The organism is Rhizobium sp. Leaf453 (assembly GCF_001425605.1).
In the GTDB taxonomy this organism is placed as follows: Bacteria; Pseudomonadota; Alphaproteobacteria; order Rhizobiales; family Rhizobiaceae; genus Pararhizobium.
In genome coordinates, this window is the sequence record NZ_LMRG01000023.1 from 185,650 (window position 1) to 201,878 (window position 16,229).

Below are 16,229 nucleotides of genomic sequence, written 5' to 3' on the forward strand. Positions count from 1 at the left end.
GCTTCAGCGAGAGGAACGGCCATGGGACTGAAGCATGGATATGGTCTCGTGATCGGGACCAAACTCAACTATTTTCGCGACAATCCCGATGATTTCGGTCGCTATTACCATGGCAACCTGATCGTTGGCACGCCGCAGGGTTCCTATCGCTGCGCCATTGATGTCGATCCGAAGAACATGCCTGATGGCATCGAGTGGCGCATCGTGACGCTGAAGCCGGCGGCGATGAACCAGTTCAAGCAGTTGCCCAACGGATGGCATTCACTGGCCTCAAACGAGGCATCCGTCGCGCTCGACTATATTCGGTCTTCCGTTCTCCATCCACCTTTGGGTGTCGTGTTCGTCCGGTATGATAGCTGTCTGTCGCGGTTCCTGGAATTCATTCGCTGGAACCCGCCATGGAAGAAGGGCACCGGTTTTCAGGCATTGACCGATCTTGAGGCCGTTCTTGCCGATGCCTCGCGCTGCTACGTTTTTGGCGAGCCGTTCGATCAAGGGCTGGGTGTCCACAACGTTCACCAGAACCAGGGCGATCCCATCGGCTCGGGTCATGAGACCGAGAATGCCATCTGGCAGGATGGCGCGACCATCATCGAAAGCAGCAACGGCACGTTCACGGCCTTTCTCAACAAGTTCAAGACACAGGCCTACAAGACCGATGCGCTGGGCCGACCGGCCTGAAATGCTGCCGCCAAACCAGCCATGAAATTCCGGGCCGACGGTTTCGTTTCCGCGGCGAGGGCACTATGGTGCATCCGCGAACAACGCGGAGAGACACGCATGTCATTGATACGGATCGGCAATGATCACCTGACCGTCGAGGTCTCGTCACTGGGGGCGGAGATGCAGTCGCTGAGCAGCCACGATGGCCGGTCCTGGCTATGGAACGGCGATGCTGCCTTCTGGGGCGGACGGTCACCTGTTCTTTTCCCGATTGTCGGAAGAGCGCCGGATGACACGATCTCGATCGATGGCGTAGCCTATCCGATGGCTCAGCACGGCTTTGCGCGCCGAAACGAATTCATAGCCGCCGCGTCCACTCCGACCATGTGTCGCTACGTGCTGAAGGCATCGGATGCAACACGTGCTGTCTATCCGTTCGAATTTCTGCTGGCTGTCGAGCACGCGCTGGACGGCCCGATTTTGACAGTTTCCGCTGAGGTCACCAACCTCGACACACGACCGATGCCCTTCGGTGTCGGATTCCATCCAGCCTTCCGCTGGCCTTTACCGGGAGCGGATGGCCAGTCGCATGTGGTGACGCTCGACAACGGTGGCGAGCCGCAGATGTTGCGCGTCCACGGCGGCCTGATCGATCCCACGCGCCTGCCGTCGCCCTTCAGCGCCGGCAAATTGGTGCCGGACGCCTCGATGTTCGAGGCTGATGCGATGATCTTCCCGGACGGTGCCGGCGACGGCCTGCGCTTTGGCGTCGAGGGTGGACCGGCGCTGACGTTCAAATTCGACAAGCTGCCCAATCTCGCGCTCTGGACGAAACCCGGAGCGCCTTTCCTCTGCGTCGAGCCCTGGCATGGAATGGCCGCCATCGCAGGTGGCTCGAACGCGCTGGCCGAGCGTCCGTCAACAACAACCCTGCAGCCGGGCAAGACCGCGCGCTATGCGTTTTCGGTCGAAATTCCGGTCTGACGCTCAAACGACGGATTCGCCGCCATCGACCACAAGGATCTGGCCGGTCATGTAGCTTGACCGGTCGGAGACGAGGAAGAGGATGGACTCGGCGATCTCCTCGACCTGCGCCCAGCGGCCCATCGGCACCTTGTCCCGCACATAGGTCTCGATCGCCTCGCGCCCGCCCATCTGGGTGATGAAGGGGGCGTTGAAGGGCGTATCGACCCAGCCCGGGCAGAGCGCGTTGACGCGAATGCCGAAACGGGCGTAGTCGCCGGCCATCTGTCGCGTCATGGCGATGACGGCATGTTTGGTGGTGGTGTAGGCGATCATTTCGCGGTCGTAGAGCACGCCGGAGGAGGACGAGGTGTTGAGGATGACGCCGCGACCGGCGGCCTTCATCGCTGGCATGGCGAAACGCGCCGCCATGAAATGGGCGCGGACGTTAAGGCTCCAGGAGAGATCGAACCCCTCGACCTCCACCTGTTCGAGATCACCAGCGATCTGCGCCCCGGCGTGATTGTGAAGGATATCGATACGACCGTGACGCTTGAGAACTGAAGCTATGCCCGCCTCCAGCGAGATGTCGTCGGTGACGTCAAGGATCAGGCTTTCGGCGCTGCCTCCGGCGTTACGAATAATCTCCACGGTTTCGGCGGCACCTGCGGTATTGCGGTCGGCGACGGCCACATGGGCGCCTTCGCGCGCCATGATCTTAGCACCCGCCCGGCCGATGCCGGACCCGGCGCCCGTCACGATTGCGATCCGGTCTTTCAGGATCATGGCCTACTCTCCCGCCTGCGCTTTTGTTGTCTTGTCCCGCATCAGCACGCGGGCGATGAGGATGAGCAGAAGTGAGGCGACCAGCACCATGGTAGCAATCGCGTTGATTTCCGGCGTTACGCCACGGCGGATCGACGCGAAGACATAGATCGGCAGCGTCGTCTTCGAGCCGGCGACGAAGAAGGCGACGATGAAATCGTCGAACGAGAAGGTGAAGGCGAGCAGGAAGCCGGCGAGAATCGATGGCAGGATTTGCGGCAGGACGATCTGGCGGAAGGTCGTGAACGGCGTCGCGTAGAGATCGCTCGAGGCTTCGACGATATCGCGCCCAAGGCTGGCAATGCGCGCCTTGACGATCATCGTCACCAGCGCCAGCGAAAACAGGCCATGGGCGGCGATGATCGAGCCATAGCCGAGGCCAAGCTGCGGCGGCTTGTCGCCTGGCCAGATCGAGGCGAGCGCCGGATTGAGAAAAGAGAAGACCTCGACAAGCGCCACCAGCGTGGCGATGCCGATGACGACGCCGGGAACGACGATGGCGGCGGCAAACAGTCCGTCGAAGATGGCGCGGCCGCGGCTGCTCAGCCGCTGCATGCCGAGCGCTGCCATCGTGCCGAAGATTGCTGCCAGCGCGGCGCTGGTGAAGGCAATCATCAGGCTGTTCTGCAGCGCGGTGATCAGGAACGTGTTTCCGAGCGCCTTGCCGTACCACATGGTCGAGAAGCCTGTGAACTCGCTGGCATTGCGTCCCGCGTTGAACGAGAACAGCACGACCAGCGCGATCGGCGCGTAGAGGAAGAGGTAAACGAAGGTAACGAGCGCGCGCATCAGACGAGATCCACCTGTCTGGAGCCGGAGACCTTCCAGGCGATCCGCATGGCGACGCTGAGCACGATGACCACGACGACGACCAGCGTCACGGCGATCGCCGAGCCGAACGGCCAATTGCGCGACTGCAGGAAGAGATCGACCAGCGCATTGCCGATGAAGAACACCTTGCCGCCGCCAAGCAGTTGCGGGATCAGGTATTCGCCGAGCAGCAGGATGGTGACGAGCGCGACGCCTGTCATGACGCCCGGCAGCGACAGCGGCAGGGTGATGCCGAAGAAGGTCGAGACCGGCTTGGCGCCGAGATCGGCGGAGGCTTCGAGCAGCCGGCGGTCGAGCTTTTCGAGGCTGACATAGATCGGCATGATCATCAGCGGCAGGTAGCCGTAGACGATGCCGAGCAGCACCGCGCCGGGCGTATTGAGCAGCCTGATATCCTCGATGCCGATCATGCCGAGCAGATTGGGAATGCCGCGCGAGCCCAAGATGTACATCCAAGCATAAGTACGTACGAGCAGGCTAGTCCAGAACGGCACGACAACCAGCGAGACCAGCATCAGCCGGTATTTCGGATTGGACTTGATCGCCAGGTAATAGGCCACGGGATAGGCGACGATCAGGCAGAGAAAGGCGCCGACCGGCGCGATCATCAGCGTGTTCCAGAATGCCGCCGCTCGAGAGGGGAGATTGGCGAACTGGGCAAAGGTGAATGCTGCCTGATAACCGCCTTCAGGCGCACGCTCGCCAAAGGCGAAGACCACCATGGCCATGAACGGCAGGACGAGGAAAACGAACAGCCAGATGCCGGCCGGCGCAACCAGCGCGGCGGTCGTCAGCTGTCGTTTTCTGTCCGGGGTGAGAGGCATGGAGGTGGTGTCCTGTTGGTGCAGCAGGCTGCGGATGTAATCTCCCCCCTTGAGGGGGAGATGTCGGCGTTGCCGACAGAGGGGGTTAAGTTGCCTCGAATTTGGGGTTGGCTCACCCCCCTCTGTCATTTCGTGACATCTCCCCCTCAAGGGGGAGATAAACCGCAGCCTCAAGCCGACTTGAAGCGTGCCATCAGTTCGGCGCGGGCCGGGTCGGTCAGCGTCACGGCGGCGCCGAATTCCAGCTTGGTCAGCGATGCCTCGTCCGGATAGACGATCTTGTTGGACGTGACGTCTGCCGGAAGCAGCGCGAGCACGCGGCTGTCGGTCGTCGGTGCGCCATTGGCGATGTGCTCCTTGACGGCATGTTCCGGGGCCATCAGGTAGTCGAGCAGGGCGTAGCCGGCCGGCTTGTTGGCGGCGCTCTTCGGGATGGCGTAGAAGTCCGTCCAGATCTCGCCGCCATCGGTGCCGAGGATATAGGCGATTTCCGGCATGTCGCGGTTCAACTGGGCACCGTCATTGGTCCAGCACATGGTCATCCAGGCATCGGTGGCACGCATGCCTGGCTGGTAGTCGCTGTTGATGCCGTAGAGATGCGGCTTGACCTTGATCAGCAATTCCTCGGCCTTGGCCAGTTCTTCCTGCTTGATCGAGTTGAAGGAATAACCGAGGGAAACGAGCGCGCTACCGATCGTGGTCAGCTGATAGTCGTGAACCATGGCGCGCCCGTCGGCCTCGGTCATGGCGACCTCGAAGAACTCCTTCCAGGAGGTTACCTTGGTCTTGATCTTGGACGTGTTGACCGCTATGCCGGTCGTGCCCCAGTTCTTCGGCAGGGCATAGGTCGTGCCATCGACAGCACCTTCGGCGGTGAAACGGGCGGATTGCGAAGCCTGCGAGAAATTCGGCAGCTTCGACATGTCGAGCGGGTCGATCAGGCCGAGCTTCACATAAGTCGAGATCGTGTAGTTGGTCGGAACGAAGAGGTCCCATCCGATGCCGCCGGCCTGGAGCTTGGCGAGCATTTCCTCGTTCGAGCCGAAGACATTGACCTCGACGGCCACGCCGGTCGCGGCCGTGAAGGCTTCGAAAGTCGCCGGGTCATGATAGTTCGGCCAGGTGGCAAGCGACATGGTGGAGCCGAGATCCTGGGCATAGGCGGTGGAATTGAACACGCCGGGCTGACGGGCGAGGACCGCGGCCGCGAGGCCGAGGCCGGTGACACCGAGGAAGTGGCGGCGGGTGACGGAACCGCGCTTCAGGCGCATCCATTCATCGCTGAGGTTTTCGGCTGTGATCGGGGCATTTTCTCTGTACCACTTTGTCATGACGCTGTTCCCTTTTTTGTCTTGACGTGTACGGCCTTTTCCTCAGGCCGGGAAAACATGCACTTTGCCGGGGTCGAAAGTGAGCACGACCCGTTCGCCCGGTTCGACGAGGTCGCTTTCCTGCATGCTGCGCCGGTCGGCCGTGACGAGGAAATCGCCAAGTCCATCGACGCTGATCTGGTATTCGGCGGTCGAGCCGAGAAAGATGCGGTGGGTAACGGTACCGGTGAGCGCACCAGCGTTGCCGACCGGCTGACGCGCAAGCTCGATCGCTTCCGGGCGCAGCGCCACGGTGGCGGCCCCCGGTTTCTGGCCGGGCCGCAAGGCCAGCGCCGTGCCGTTCGGCAGGCGCAGGGTCGCGCCATCCGCTTCGACGGTCGCAAGGACGCGGTTGGTCTTGCCGACGAAATCGGCAACGAAGAGGTCGGCGGGACTGTCGTAGACATCCTGCGGCTTGGCCATCTGAACGATGCGACCGGCATTCATGACGCAGACCATGTCGCTCATCGACAGGGCCTCTTCCTGGTCATGGGTAACGAGAACGAAGGTGATGCCAAGCTCGCGCTGCAGGGTCTGGAGCTCGATCTGCATGGCGGTGCGCAGCTTCTTGTCCAGCGCTGCCAGCGGCTCGTCGAGCAGAAGCACGGACGGTTTGTTGACGATGGCGCGGGCGAGCGCCACGCGCTGCTGCTGGCCGCCGGACATCTCATGGATGCGGCGCTTCTCGAAGCCGCCGAGGCGAACCATTTCCAGGGCTTGCCGAGCCCGCGCGGAGATCTCGGATGCTGCCAGCTTCGGCCGGGCCTGTTTCAGACCATAGGCAACGTTCTGCTCGACATCGAAATGCGGAAACAGTGCATAGTGCTGGAACACCATGTTGACGGGGCGGCGGTAGGGCGGAACGCCGTTCATCTCGCGCCCGTCGATCAGCACGGTGCCTTCGCTCGGCTGTTCGAAACCGCCGATCATCCTGAGGCACGTGGTCTTGCCGCAGCCGGAAGGGCCGAGCAGGGCCACAAAAGCGCCCTTCGGTATGGCCAGATTGATGTCCGTCACGGCAGTCACGGCGCCATAGCGCTTGGTGACCGAATGGAACTCGATGTCGTTCGCTGAAGCGGCTGTCACGTCTAAAATTCCCCGCGGCTGTTTTTCAGAATACCGAGCTATCCTGCGATCGCCCCGTTTCTCACCGTCTAGCATCAACCTATTCAAGCCAGCCGTTTGCGGTATATACCCCGAAAGAGGTATTTCAAGATGTTTGCCGCTGTGGAAGGTGTATACCTCGCAGGCAGTTGCCATTCTTTTTCGCAGAATCCGGGCTTGGGTGCATGGGCATTGATCTCGAAGCATTGTTCAGGACGATCGGGCCGATGATCGGGGGCGGCGGCACCGGCGACGACGAGGCGGGCGGCGTATTCTGCTCGCTGATGCGCTCGTTGGTGACCTTCGATTATGCCGTGATCTTTGCCTATCGCGAGAAGGAGCGGCCGATCGATCTGTACAGCACGTTCACGCCGGAAGAACATGTCGTCTTCGTCAGCCTCTATCAGGCTGGGCCGTTCCTGCTCGACCCATTCTATCACGCAGCCCGGGAGCCGAAGCCGGGCGTCTGGCGCATGCGCGAACTGGCGCCGGACCGCTTCTTCTCCAGCGAATATTTCCGCAGTTACTATACGCAGACGGGTCTGGCGGAGGAGATCGGTTTCTTCATCGTGCTGGAGGAGGGCATCACCGTCGTGCTGTCGCTGATGCGGCGGGAAGGCTCCGGTGTCTTTTCAGGTGCAGAGTTTGCGCTTTTGAAAAAGGCCGAACCGATGGTCGCCGGCCTCGTGCATCATGCCTGGTCCGACCTTGGGCGGCGCTTCGATGCAGCACTCGCCAAGAGCACCAGGGGCGGACGCAAGTCCGCACATCCGGCCGCCGACCGGGTATGGCGCAATCTCAACCTGACGGAGCGAGAGGCATCGATCATCGAGCTTGTTCTGCAGGGCCATTCGTCCGAATCGATCGGTCTGCGGCTCGGCATTTCGACCGGAACGGTGAAGGTTCATCGCCGCAACGTCTACCGCAAGCTCGGGATTTCATCGCAGACGCAGCTTCTGTCGATCTACCTGAAAAATCTTGGCCAGTAGCAAGGGGAGGCGAGGCGCCTGTCGTCGGCGCCCCGCCGAAAGCATCAGACGGTCACCAGCGCCAGTTGGGCACGGGCCTGCAGGATCTGCGAGGTCGCGTTGGCGGCTTCGGTGCCCTTGATGACGAAATGGTCGCGGAAGAAGCGGATATGCGCTTCCGATTCCTGGAAATTGTGCGGCGTCAGCACGGTCGAGAGCACGGGAACGCCGGTGTCGAGCTGGACGCGCATCATGGCGTCGAGCACGGTGCCGGCGACGAAGTCATGGCGATAGATGCCGCCATCGACAACAAAGGCGGTGCCGATGATGGCGGAGAAGCGGCCAGTCTTGGCCAGTGTCTGTGCGTGCAGCGGGATTTCCAGTGCGCCGGGAACGTCGAAGATCTCGACATCGGCTGCCTTGCCGCCAAGCTTTTCCCAATGGGCGACGAAGGCGTTGACGCACTGGTCGACGATATCGGCATGCCAGCGGGCGCGGATGATGGCGATTTTCTGGGTGGGGTTCGAAGCGATTGTCATGTCAGTCTGGCCTTTCAAGGTTGCCATTTTTCAATGATCCCCTTGGGCGAACGCACAGGCGCGGAACACCCTTGGCGGGCGCTGCCTCGTCTGCTTGCTCTCTTCCTTCCGGACTTTAACCGTCGGCTCCGGAATTCAACCGGATCTGCTGACCTTCCGGCAGTTAACCGGAAGCGCTCGCGGGCTCCGGGATATCCCCGTTACCGCCGGTGGGGAATTTCACCCCGCCCTGAGAACGTACGCTGACGACTATAAAGGCTGTGCCCTCGAGATCAAACGCGGCAAGCGACACTGGACATGGAAAAGGCGACAGATTTTTTCTTAAAAACCTGTCGCCCGAAACATATTTTTCCGCAGAAACTTGAAGGCTTATTCGCGGATGATCAACAGGTCGCTGGCGGTAAAGCGCAGCGTCACCGTTTCGCCGACCGCAGGCGGCGTGAGGCCCGGGGCGTTGAACATGTCGAAGGAAATCACGGCATTGCCCACCTTCATGCGCGTGCGGATGACGGAGCCAAGGAAGTTGCTCGATACAACCTCGCCGGTCAGCGCCGTATCGCCCTTGGCGCCTTCGGCAATCGAGCCGGCTTCCGGACGCAGCGCCAGCGATACCGTGTCGCCGGCCTTTACGGAACCAAGCGGCTCGCGAAGGGTGATGCCCTGGTCTCCGATCGAAATCCGGTTGCTGGCGGGATCGACAACCTTGGCCTCGATCAGGTTCAGTGTTCCGACAAAGGAGGCGACGAAGCGTGTCGCCGGCTTGTTGTAGATTTCGAACGGGGTACCGATCTGGTCCGCCCGGCCGGCATTCATGACGACGATGCGATCGGAGATCGACAGCGCCTCTTCCTGGTCATGGGTGACGAACACCGTCGTGATGCCAAGCTGCTGCTGGATCATCCGGATTTCTTCGCGCAGTGACACGCGGATCTTGGCGTCGAGCGCGGACAGCGGTTCGTCGAGCAGCAGGACCTGTGGCTTGGGGGCAAGCGCACGGGCAAGCGCCACGCGCTGCTGCTGGCCACCCGACATCTGGTAGGGGAAACGGTCGGCCAGATGACCCAGATGGATCAGGCCCAGCATTTCCTTCACCCGGGCATCGATCTGTGCCTTGGGCATGCCGGCGATCTTCAGGCCGAAAGCGACATTGTCGGCGACGTTCATGTTCGGGAACAGCGCGTAGGCCTGGAAAACCATGCCGATATTGCGCTGGTTCGGCTTCAGGTTTTGCTGGCTCTTGCCGCCGATCTCGATGTTGCCGCCGGTTGGGGTTTCGAAACCCGCGATCATGCGCAGGATCGTCGTCTTGCCGCAGCCGGACGGCCCAAGGAAGGAGACGAACTCTCCCTTTTCGATGTCCATGTTGAAGTCTTTGACGACTTGCACCGGGCCGAAGGATTTCTGGATACTGGTCAGGGTAAGAAACGACATACGGAAAATATCCTCAAGCCTTGCGGGGGGCGGATTTGGAGAAGCGGCTGACGAGTTGGATCAAGGCCAGGCAACCCCAGGTGATACCGAAGGCGATCACAGAGAGTGCGAAGGGCTCATAGGCCTTGTTCGCGCCGACGCGCTGGAGATACGGACCGAAAGCCGGTCGGTCGAGCAGGGCGGCCAGCGTGAATTCTCCGATGACGATCGCGAATGTCAGGAACGCACCGGAAAGCACGGCGGGAATGACATTCGGCAGGATGACGCGGCCAAGAATGGTGGCCCATCCGGCACCGAGGCTCTGGGCTGCTTCGGTCAGCGTCGCGACATCCACGGTTCTAAGGCCTGTATCGACCGCGCGGTACATGTAGGGCAGGGCAAGGATGGTATAGCCGAAGGCCAGCAGCACATTCGTTCCCATCACCGAGCCGGTAAGTGGCAGCCAGCTCGACGTATTGTAGAGACGGATGTAGCCGAACACGATGACGATCGCCGGGATGACCAGCGGCATCAGCGTCAGGAATTCAACGTAAGGCCGCGCCCAAGGCATCTTGAGACGTACCCAATAGGCGGTGGGAACGACGATCAATATGCCGATGACGATGGTGACCAGCGCCATGATGACCGAGTAACCGAACGTCTGCTGGAACTGCGGATCGGAAAAGACGCTGGCATAGGCGTCGAAGCTGTAGACTCCGCGCCGTGCCTTCATCGAGAATTCGAACAGGCCGCCGAGCGGCACGAAGAAATAGAGCAGGCCAAAGATCAGTGCGGCCCAGCCGGCAATGCGCGCCCAGATACTCATTTCAGCCACCTTTCGGCGCGAATCCGCAGCCAGATATAAATCACGTTTGCCACGGCGGTGACGACGATCATGCCGAAGGCCATGGCGTAGCCCAGATGCGGATTGCCAAGCACGTCGCCGCGGATCTGCGCATAGAGCTGGATCGGCACGATGTTCAGGCTCGAACCCGTCAGCGCGATCGCGGTTGCCACCGCGCCGAAGGCGTTGGCGAACAGAAGAGCGAACGTGCCGAGCAGAGACGGAAACAGGATCGGAAAGGCGACCATGCGCCAGTATTGGAAGGCTGTAGCGCCAAGAACTTCGGCCGCCTCACGCCATTCCTTCTTCAGTCCTTCGAGCGCCGGCGCGATGATCAGGATCATCAACGGGATCTGGAAAAAGAGGTAGGTGACCGTCAGGCCCCAGAAGCTCAGGATGTTGAAGCCGAGGTCACGCTGGAGCACGATGCCGAAGTTATTACGCAGGAAAAGCGTGACCAGACCAACAGGACCGAATGTCGCGAGAAAGGCGAAGGCCAGCGGCACGCCGGCAAAATTCGAGGCGACGCCCGAAAAGGTCATCAGCGGCGACTTTACCCAGGCGGGCACGGCGCCAAAGACCACCGCCGCCGCCATGGCGAAACCGATGAGGCAGCCGAGAGCAGCCGAGGCGACCGATATCTTGACCGAAATCCAGTAGCTGGACGGGATGGTACCGTTCTGCAGGTCGATGATGTTCTGCAGGGTGAAGGAGCCATCGCTGGTCTGGAAGGCGCCGACAATGATGTTCATCGTCGGCAGGATCAGGAACATCGTGACGAAGATCACGAAGGGCATGATGCCTATCCATGTCAGGGGCAGGCGAAATCGGCGTGCGGGGGGAGCCTGGTTCATGTTGTCGGATCTTCGCAATACGCGTTTCGTGGATTATGTATGGCTAAAATAATGTGGGAATTCCGCGTGTGACAAGCCCCGATCCGTGTGAAACGGACCGGGGCTCTTTTCAGAAATTCAGCACCTTACTGGACGTTGGCGCCGACGACGCTGTCCCAGCCGCCGGTCACGGCAGCCTTGTTGGCATTCTGCTCTTCAACGCTTGGGAAGACGGCGGCTTCATAGGCTGCTGCCGGCGGCAGGGCGTCGATCAGGTTCTGCGGAACCTTGCCGGCCTTGACCATGGCGTTAAAGCGAGCCGGGTGGCAATAGCCCTTCAGCCACAGGTTCTGGCCTTCGTCGGAATAGAGATATTCCATCCAGAGCTTGGCAGCGTTCGGGTGCGGAGCGTAAGCCGAGATACCCTGAACGTAGACGCCGGCGAGAACGCCCGTCTTCGGAACGACGACTTCAACCGGCGGGTTGCCCTTCAGTTCGTCGCGCCATGCAAGGACGTTGTAGTCCCAGGCAATGGCGATCGGGGTCGCGCCCTGAGCGATGGTGCCGGCCTTGGCGATAACTGGAACGAAGTTGCCGGCCTTGTTCAGCTCGGCGAAGTAATCGAGACCAGCCTTGCCGCTTTCTTCACCAGCCTTGGCGCCCTTGTGGAGGCCGGCAGCGAGAACAGCGAGGATTGCCTGGTTGGAAGCGCGCGGATCACCGGCGAGAGCGACCTGACCGGCATATTCCGGCTTGGCAAGGTCAGCCCAGTCGGTCGGAACGTTCGGCACGAGGTCCTTGTTCACGACGAACGAGAGAACGCCGTAATAGTCGCCGTACCAGTAGCCTTCTGCGTCCTTGACACCTTCCGGGATTTCGTCCCAGGTCGAGACCTTGTACGGCTGCAGCAGGCCGTCGGCCTTCATCTGCGGACCGAAGGCGAGACCGACGTCGACGACATCAGGAGCCTGCGGGCCCTTGTTGTCCTTGTTCGCCTTGATGGCTTCGACTTCGTCGGCCGAGCCGGCGTCGGGGTTCAGTTCGTTGACCTGGATTTCCGGATACTTGGCCTTGAAGCCGGCGATGACGTCGCCGTAACCGCACCAGCTGTGGGGCAGGGCGATGGTGGTCAGCGCGCCTTCGGCCTTGGCAGCAGCGATCAGTTCAGCGCTCGGCTCTGCGTAAGCCAGAGCGGACGAGGTCATGACGATGGCTGTCGTGAGCGAAAGCAGGCGTCTCGTATGTGACATCACGGGTGTTCTCCTTTTGTGTGTCAGTCAACTTCGGCGAAGCTGATACTGGGGTCCGATGAAGCTTATGTGACAGGCGATGTCCGCTTTGCGACCGACGGTTCGCAGACGGAACACATTCATTTTATTTTCAAATTAGCTCGCCCGATTAAGGGCGGTTTATGACAGGCGTGAACGCCGGATCACGAAATCAGATGCCGTCCGTCCTGCATCGCGTCCTTTGTATGGCTCCTCCTAAAGCGGCTTGCGAAAAAGCCTGGTTGAGTCAAACAGGCCCTCCAACGTTTTCATGCGTTCGCGGGTTTCGTCCCAGATGGAGCTCTGTACTGCCTCGATCAGTGCCTCGACAGCGAACAGAATGACGACTGAACTGTCCCAGGCGGACGGCGCCTCAATCTGGATTCGGAAGACGTGGCGCGCCGTCTTGGCGACAGGCGAACTCCACTGGTCCGTGAACAGGATGATCTCGATGCCGCGTTCGCGGGCGATGCGGGCGAGTGTTTCCATCTCCTGTTCGTAGCGGCGAATGTCGAACATGATCAGGACGTCGCCCTTTTTCATGTCGAGCACGTAGTGCGGCCAGGAACTGGAATTGGCAGCGATCTGCGTCACGCCGGAGCGGATCACCTGCAGATGGGTAAAGAAATAGTCTGCCAAGGCGCGGGTGATGCGGCCGCCGACCAGATAGACATTGCGCTTGCGGTCGGCGATCAGCGCGGCCGCGCCGTCGAATTCGGCGGTTTCCAGCTGGGCGAGGGTGGTGCGCATATTGTTCATCGTCGCATCGGCGAAGCGATTGAGAATATGCGTGCCCGGCGCGTTGGCAGCCCAGCGGTCATGTTTGTTGATCGGGTTTGAAATCGTTGCTTCCAGCTCCTGGTGGAGCCGTGCCTGGAAATCCGGAAATCCGCGGAAGCCCAGCTTCTGAACCATGCGGGCAACGGTGGGCGTGGATACGCCCGCATTCTCGGCGACAGTCGTGATGCTGCCGAGCCCGGATACCGGGTAATTGTCGAGAAGCGTCTCCGCCAGCTGCTTCTCCGCGCGGGTGAGCACGGTGAAGTGGGCATTGATCACATCCGACACCGTAATGGTGTCCGTTGTGTTTGTCATTTGATCCCCTGAGCCGGTCTCTGCCGACTTTGTGACAGAGTAAACATCGCTGTCACAATTCGAGTCAATGGATTTTTTGAAAAGATCGTTTCAGATTCCGATTGACACCGGCGAGAACGTGAAGAATTCTTTTCATTGGCAACTGATGCCGCCATCGAGCGGCTGGCATCGATTGTTGAAGTCTTGTTTTTGCGCGCTTTCCCGAAATCGTCTTTTTTCGATAGGAGCCGCCGGACAAGCAACCGGAAGGGGACCGGAGTTGACGGGACTTTTGACAGAGGCGGATGGTTCGCCCGTGGCAGTGGAAAATGCGGATGCGTCGGGACAGCTCCTGCTGGTCTGCGAACACGCATCGCGACTTCTGCCTGAAAAGATGGGTTCCCTCGGCCTGTCCGAAGAGGCGCTTGCCAGCCATATCGCTTGGGATCCTGGCGCGCTCGCCGTGTCGAAGCTGTTGGTCGAGAGCTTGGATGCGGCACTGATCCACCAGCGCTTTTCCCGTCTTATCTACGATTGCAATCGCCCGCCCGAAGCCGACGCGGCCATGCCGGCTGTCAGCGAAATCTTTCAGATCCCCGGTAATGCGGCGATTTCGCCCGCCGAGCGGCTGGCGCGCACGCAGGCGCTGTATTTCCCGTTTCGTGACGAGCTGTCTGACTTCATTGCCGCACGAAAAGCCAATGGAAGGCTGCCCGTTCTCGTCACCATGCACACGTTCACGCCGGTCTATCACGGCAAGCAACGCGATGTTGAAATCGGCATTCTGCATGACCGGGATAGCCGGTTTGCAGATGCGATGCTGGCAGCAGCGGAAAAAACGCCACGCTACGCGGTCCGACGCAACGAGCCCTATGGACCGGCCGATGGCGTCACGCATACATTAATTGAGCATGGCCTGAAAAATGGCCTGCCCAACGTCATGATCGAGATCCGCAACGATCTCGTCAAAAACGAAATCGGCCAGAAGGTCATGGCCGATTATCTGACGGGCCTGCTCGGCGAAAGCCTGGTGGCACTGTCACTATAAAAAGACCTGGGGAGCGGCATGTCCGCGGAGACTGCCCCATGGATATCCATGGGCACTGGCACTTGAGCCGTCCGGCAATACCGCCGGAGGTGGGTCGATACAGGGGAAAAAAATGTCAGACTATACAGATACAGACAAGCATGAGGACCTGAAGGTTCTCCATTCGATGGGCTATGCCCAAGAGCTAGAACGGCGAATGAGTTCCTTTTCGAACTTCGCCGTATCGTTCTCGATCATCTGCATTCTTTCCGGCGGTATCAACTCGCTGGCACAGGCAACGTCCGGTGCGGGCGGCGCAGCGATCGGTATCGGCTGGCCGGTCGGTTGCTTCGTTTCGCTCGTCTTTGCTGTCGCCATGGCGCAGATCAGTTCGGCCTACCCGACCGCGGGCGGCCTCTATCACTGGGGTTCGATCCTTGGCAACCGCTTCACCGGCTGGGTGACTGCGTGGTTCAACCTTCTCGGTCTCGTGACCGTTCTCGGTGCCATCAACGTTGGCACCTATTACTTCTTCATGGGCTCGTTCGGAACGCCCTATTTTGGTCTCGAAGACTCCACCACGGTTCGCATTCTCTTCCTGGTCGTCATCACCGGGCTGCAGGCGCTCGTGAACCACATGGGAATCGGCCTGACGGCCAAGCTCACGGACTTCTCAGGCTATCTGATCTTCGCGACGGCGATCCTGCTTTCGGTTGTGTGCCTGGCTGCCGCCGATACCTATGAATTCGGCCGCCTGTTCACGTTCTCCAACTATTCCGGCGAAGCCGGCGGCAATGTTTGGCCGGCGACGTCGGGCACCTGGGTGTTCCTGCTCGGCCTGCTCCTGCCGATCTATACGATCACCGGCTATGACGCCTCCGCGCACACCTCCGAAGAAACCGTCAAGGCGGCAACATCCGTTCCGCGCGGCATGGTCTCCTCGGTTCTCTGGTCTGCACTGTTCGGCTACATTATGCTGTGCAGCTTCGTTCTGATGCTCCCCAACATGGACGAAGCTGCAAAGCAGGGCTGGAACGTCTTCTTCTGGGGCATGGATAGCCAGGTCAATCCGCTGGTCAAGGATATCCTGTATCTCGCCATTCTCGTCAGCCAGTGGCTGTGCGGCCTCGCGACGGTCACCTCCGTTTCGCGCATGATCTTCGCCTTTTCCCGTGACGGGGGCCTGCCGGCTTCGAAGGCTCTGGCTAAGGTCAGCCCGACCTACCGTACCCCGGTTGCAGCCATCTGGACGGGCTCCATCCTGTCTGTCCTGTTCGTCTGGGGTTCCTCGCTCGTGACCATCGGCGAGACGCCGGTTTATACGATCGTCGTTTCCTGCACGGTCATCTTCCTGTTCTTCTCCTTCGCGATCCCGATCACGCTTGGTCTGTTTGCCTGGGGTACGTCGAAGTGGGACAAGATGGGTCCGTGGAACCTCGGCGAAGGCGTCTTCAAGCTGTTTGCCGTGCTGACGATCCTCGCCATGATCCTGATTTTCGTTCTCGGCGTGCAGCCGCCGAACGATCCGGCTCTCTACGTGACTGTCGGCTTCCTGATCCTGACCGGAATCGTTTGGTTCGGCTTTGAAAAGCGCCGTTTCCGCGGCCCGCCGATCGGTGCCGAGGTCGAGCGCCGTGCAGCCGAGATTGCTGCCGCAGAAAAGGCCGTCGGCCAGATCTGATCCGC

16 protein-coding genes and 1 riboswitch are annotated in these 16,229 nt (G+C 60.5%); of the genes, 5 read left to right on the forward strand and 11 right to left on the reverse strand.

The window, feature by feature from the left end; all coding sequences use genetic code 11:
* Positions 1 to 21 precede the first annotated feature (21 nt).
* Both ASG68_RS19060 and ASG68_RS19065 read left to right on the forward strand, forming a co-directional pair.
* On the forward strand, positions 22 to 681 hold the full coding sequence (locus tag ASG68_RS19060; protein ID WP_062579909.1) for a DUF2278 family protein: 660 nt from the start codon (positions 22 to 24) through the stop codon (positions 679 to 681).
* A gap of 99 nt (positions 682 to 780) precedes the next feature.
* Positions 781 to 1,647: an aldose 1-epimerase family protein gene (locus tag ASG68_RS19065; RefSeq protein ID WP_062579911.1), complete on the forward strand. Its 867-nt coding sequence runs from the start codon at positions 781 to 783 to the stop codon at positions 1,645 to 1,647.
* Between the two features lie 3 nt (positions 1,648 to 1,650).
* Here the strand turns inward: ASG68_RS19065 and ASG68_RS19070 are convergent, their stop codons facing one another.
* The 5 genes from ASG68_RS19070 to ASG68_RS19090 all read right to left on the reverse strand — a co-directional run bounded on the left by ASG68_RS19070 (position 1,651) and on the right by ASG68_RS19090 (position 6,562).
* On the reverse strand, positions 1,651 to 2,412 hold the full coding sequence (locus ASG68_RS19070) for an SDR family NAD(P)-dependent oxidoreductase (RefSeq protein ID WP_062579913.1): 762 nt from the start codon (positions 2,410 to 2,412) through the stop codon (positions 1,651 to 1,653).
* Positions 2,413 to 2,415: 3 nt separating this feature from the next.
* Positions 2,416 to 3,240, reverse strand: coding sequence for an ABC transporter permease (locus ASG68_RS19075; protein ID WP_062579915.1), 825 nt, complete (start codon positions 3,238 to 3,240; stop codon positions 2,416 to 2,418).
* On the reverse strand, positions 3,240 to 4,106 hold the full coding sequence (locus tag ASG68_RS19080; RefSeq protein WP_062579917.1) for an ABC transporter permease: 867 nt from the start codon (positions 4,104 to 4,106) through the stop codon (positions 3,240 to 3,242). Before ASG68_RS19080 ends, ASG68_RS19075 begins: the two co-directional genes overlap by 1 nt.
* 170 nt (positions 4,107 to 4,276) lie before the next feature.
* On the reverse strand, positions 4,277 to 5,437 hold the full coding sequence (locus ASG68_RS19085; protein ID WP_062579919.1) for a spermidine/putrescine ABC transporter substrate-binding protein: 1,161 nt from the start codon (positions 5,435 to 5,437) through the stop codon (positions 4,277 to 4,279).
* Positions 5,438 to 5,479: 42 nt separating this feature from the next.
* The gene (locus ASG68_RS19090; RefSeq protein ID WP_062579921.1) at positions 5,480 to 6,562 is read right to left on the reverse strand and encodes an ABC transporter ATP-binding protein; all 1,083 of its coding nucleotides are present in this window, start codon (positions 6,560 to 6,562) and stop codon (positions 5,480 to 5,482) included.
* 203 nt (positions 6,563 to 6,765) lie between these two features.
* On the opposite strand from ASG68_RS19090, the gene ASG68_RS19095 reads away from it, so the two are divergent.
* Positions 6,766 to 7,569, forward strand: coding sequence for a helix-turn-helix transcriptional regulator (locus ASG68_RS19095; RefSeq protein ID WP_062579923.1), 804 nt, complete (start codon positions 6,766 to 6,768; stop codon positions 7,567 to 7,569).
* Positions 7,570 to 7,613: 44 nt separating this feature from the next.
* On the opposite strand, the gene ASG68_RS19100 is transcribed toward ASG68_RS19095, so the two are convergent.
* From ASG68_RS19100 to ASG68_RS19125, 6 genes are all read right to left on the reverse strand, one after another.
* On the reverse strand, positions 7,614 to 8,087 hold the full coding sequence (locus ASG68_RS19100) for a 6,7-dimethyl-8-ribityllumazine synthase (RefSeq protein ID WP_062580882.1): 474 nt from the start codon (positions 8,085 to 8,087) through the stop codon (positions 7,614 to 7,616).
* Positions 8,088 to 8,179: 92 nt separating this feature from the next.
* A riboswitch (FMN riboswitch) is annotated at positions 8,180 to 8,328 on the reverse strand.
* A gap of 128 nt (positions 8,329 to 8,456) precedes the next feature.
* Complete coding sequence (locus ASG68_RS19105) at positions 8,457 to 9,518, reverse strand: ABC transporter ATP-binding protein (protein WP_062579925.1); 1,062 nt, start codon at positions 9,516 to 9,518, stop codon at positions 8,457 to 8,459.
* A 13-nt stretch (positions 9,519 to 9,531) separates the two neighbouring features.
* Positions 9,532 to 10,323 (reverse strand): ABC transporter permease, encoded by a 792-nt coding sequence (locus ASG68_RS19110; protein WP_062579927.1) that lies wholly within the window; start codon positions 10,321 to 10,323, stop codon positions 9,532 to 9,534.
* Positions 10,320 to 11,195 (reverse strand): ABC transporter permease, encoded by an 876-nt coding sequence (locus ASG68_RS19115; RefSeq protein ID WP_062579929.1) that lies wholly within the window; start codon positions 11,193 to 11,195, stop codon positions 10,320 to 10,322. The genes ASG68_RS19110 and ASG68_RS19115 overlap by 4 nt, the downstream gene beginning before the upstream one ends.
* Before the next feature lie 125 nt (positions 11,196 to 11,320).
* A complete protein-coding gene (locus tag ASG68_RS19120; protein WP_062579931.1) occupies positions 11,321 to 12,427 on the reverse strand; it encodes an ABC transporter substrate-binding protein in 1,107 nt (368 codons plus the stop codon).
* A 231-nt stretch (positions 12,428 to 12,658) separates the two neighbouring features.
* On the reverse strand, positions 12,659 to 13,537 hold the full coding sequence (locus tag ASG68_RS19125) for a MurR/RpiR family transcriptional regulator (RefSeq protein WP_062579934.1): 879 nt from the start codon (positions 13,535 to 13,537) through the stop codon (positions 12,659 to 12,661).
* Between the two features lie 259 nt (positions 13,538 to 13,796).
* Here ASG68_RS19125 and ASG68_RS19130 point away from each other — a divergent pair, with 259 nt between their 5' ends.
* Positions 13,797 to 14,564, forward strand: coding sequence for an N-formylglutamate amidohydrolase (locus ASG68_RS19130; protein ID WP_062579938.1), 768 nt, complete (start codon positions 13,797 to 13,799; stop codon positions 14,562 to 14,564).
* Between the two features lie 112 nt (positions 14,565 to 14,676).
* A complete protein-coding gene (locus ASG68_RS19135; protein WP_062579942.1) occupies positions 14,677 to 16,224 on the forward strand; it encodes an amino acid permease in 1,548 nt (515 codons plus the stop codon).
* Positions 16,225 to 16,229: the final 5 nt, after the last annotated feature.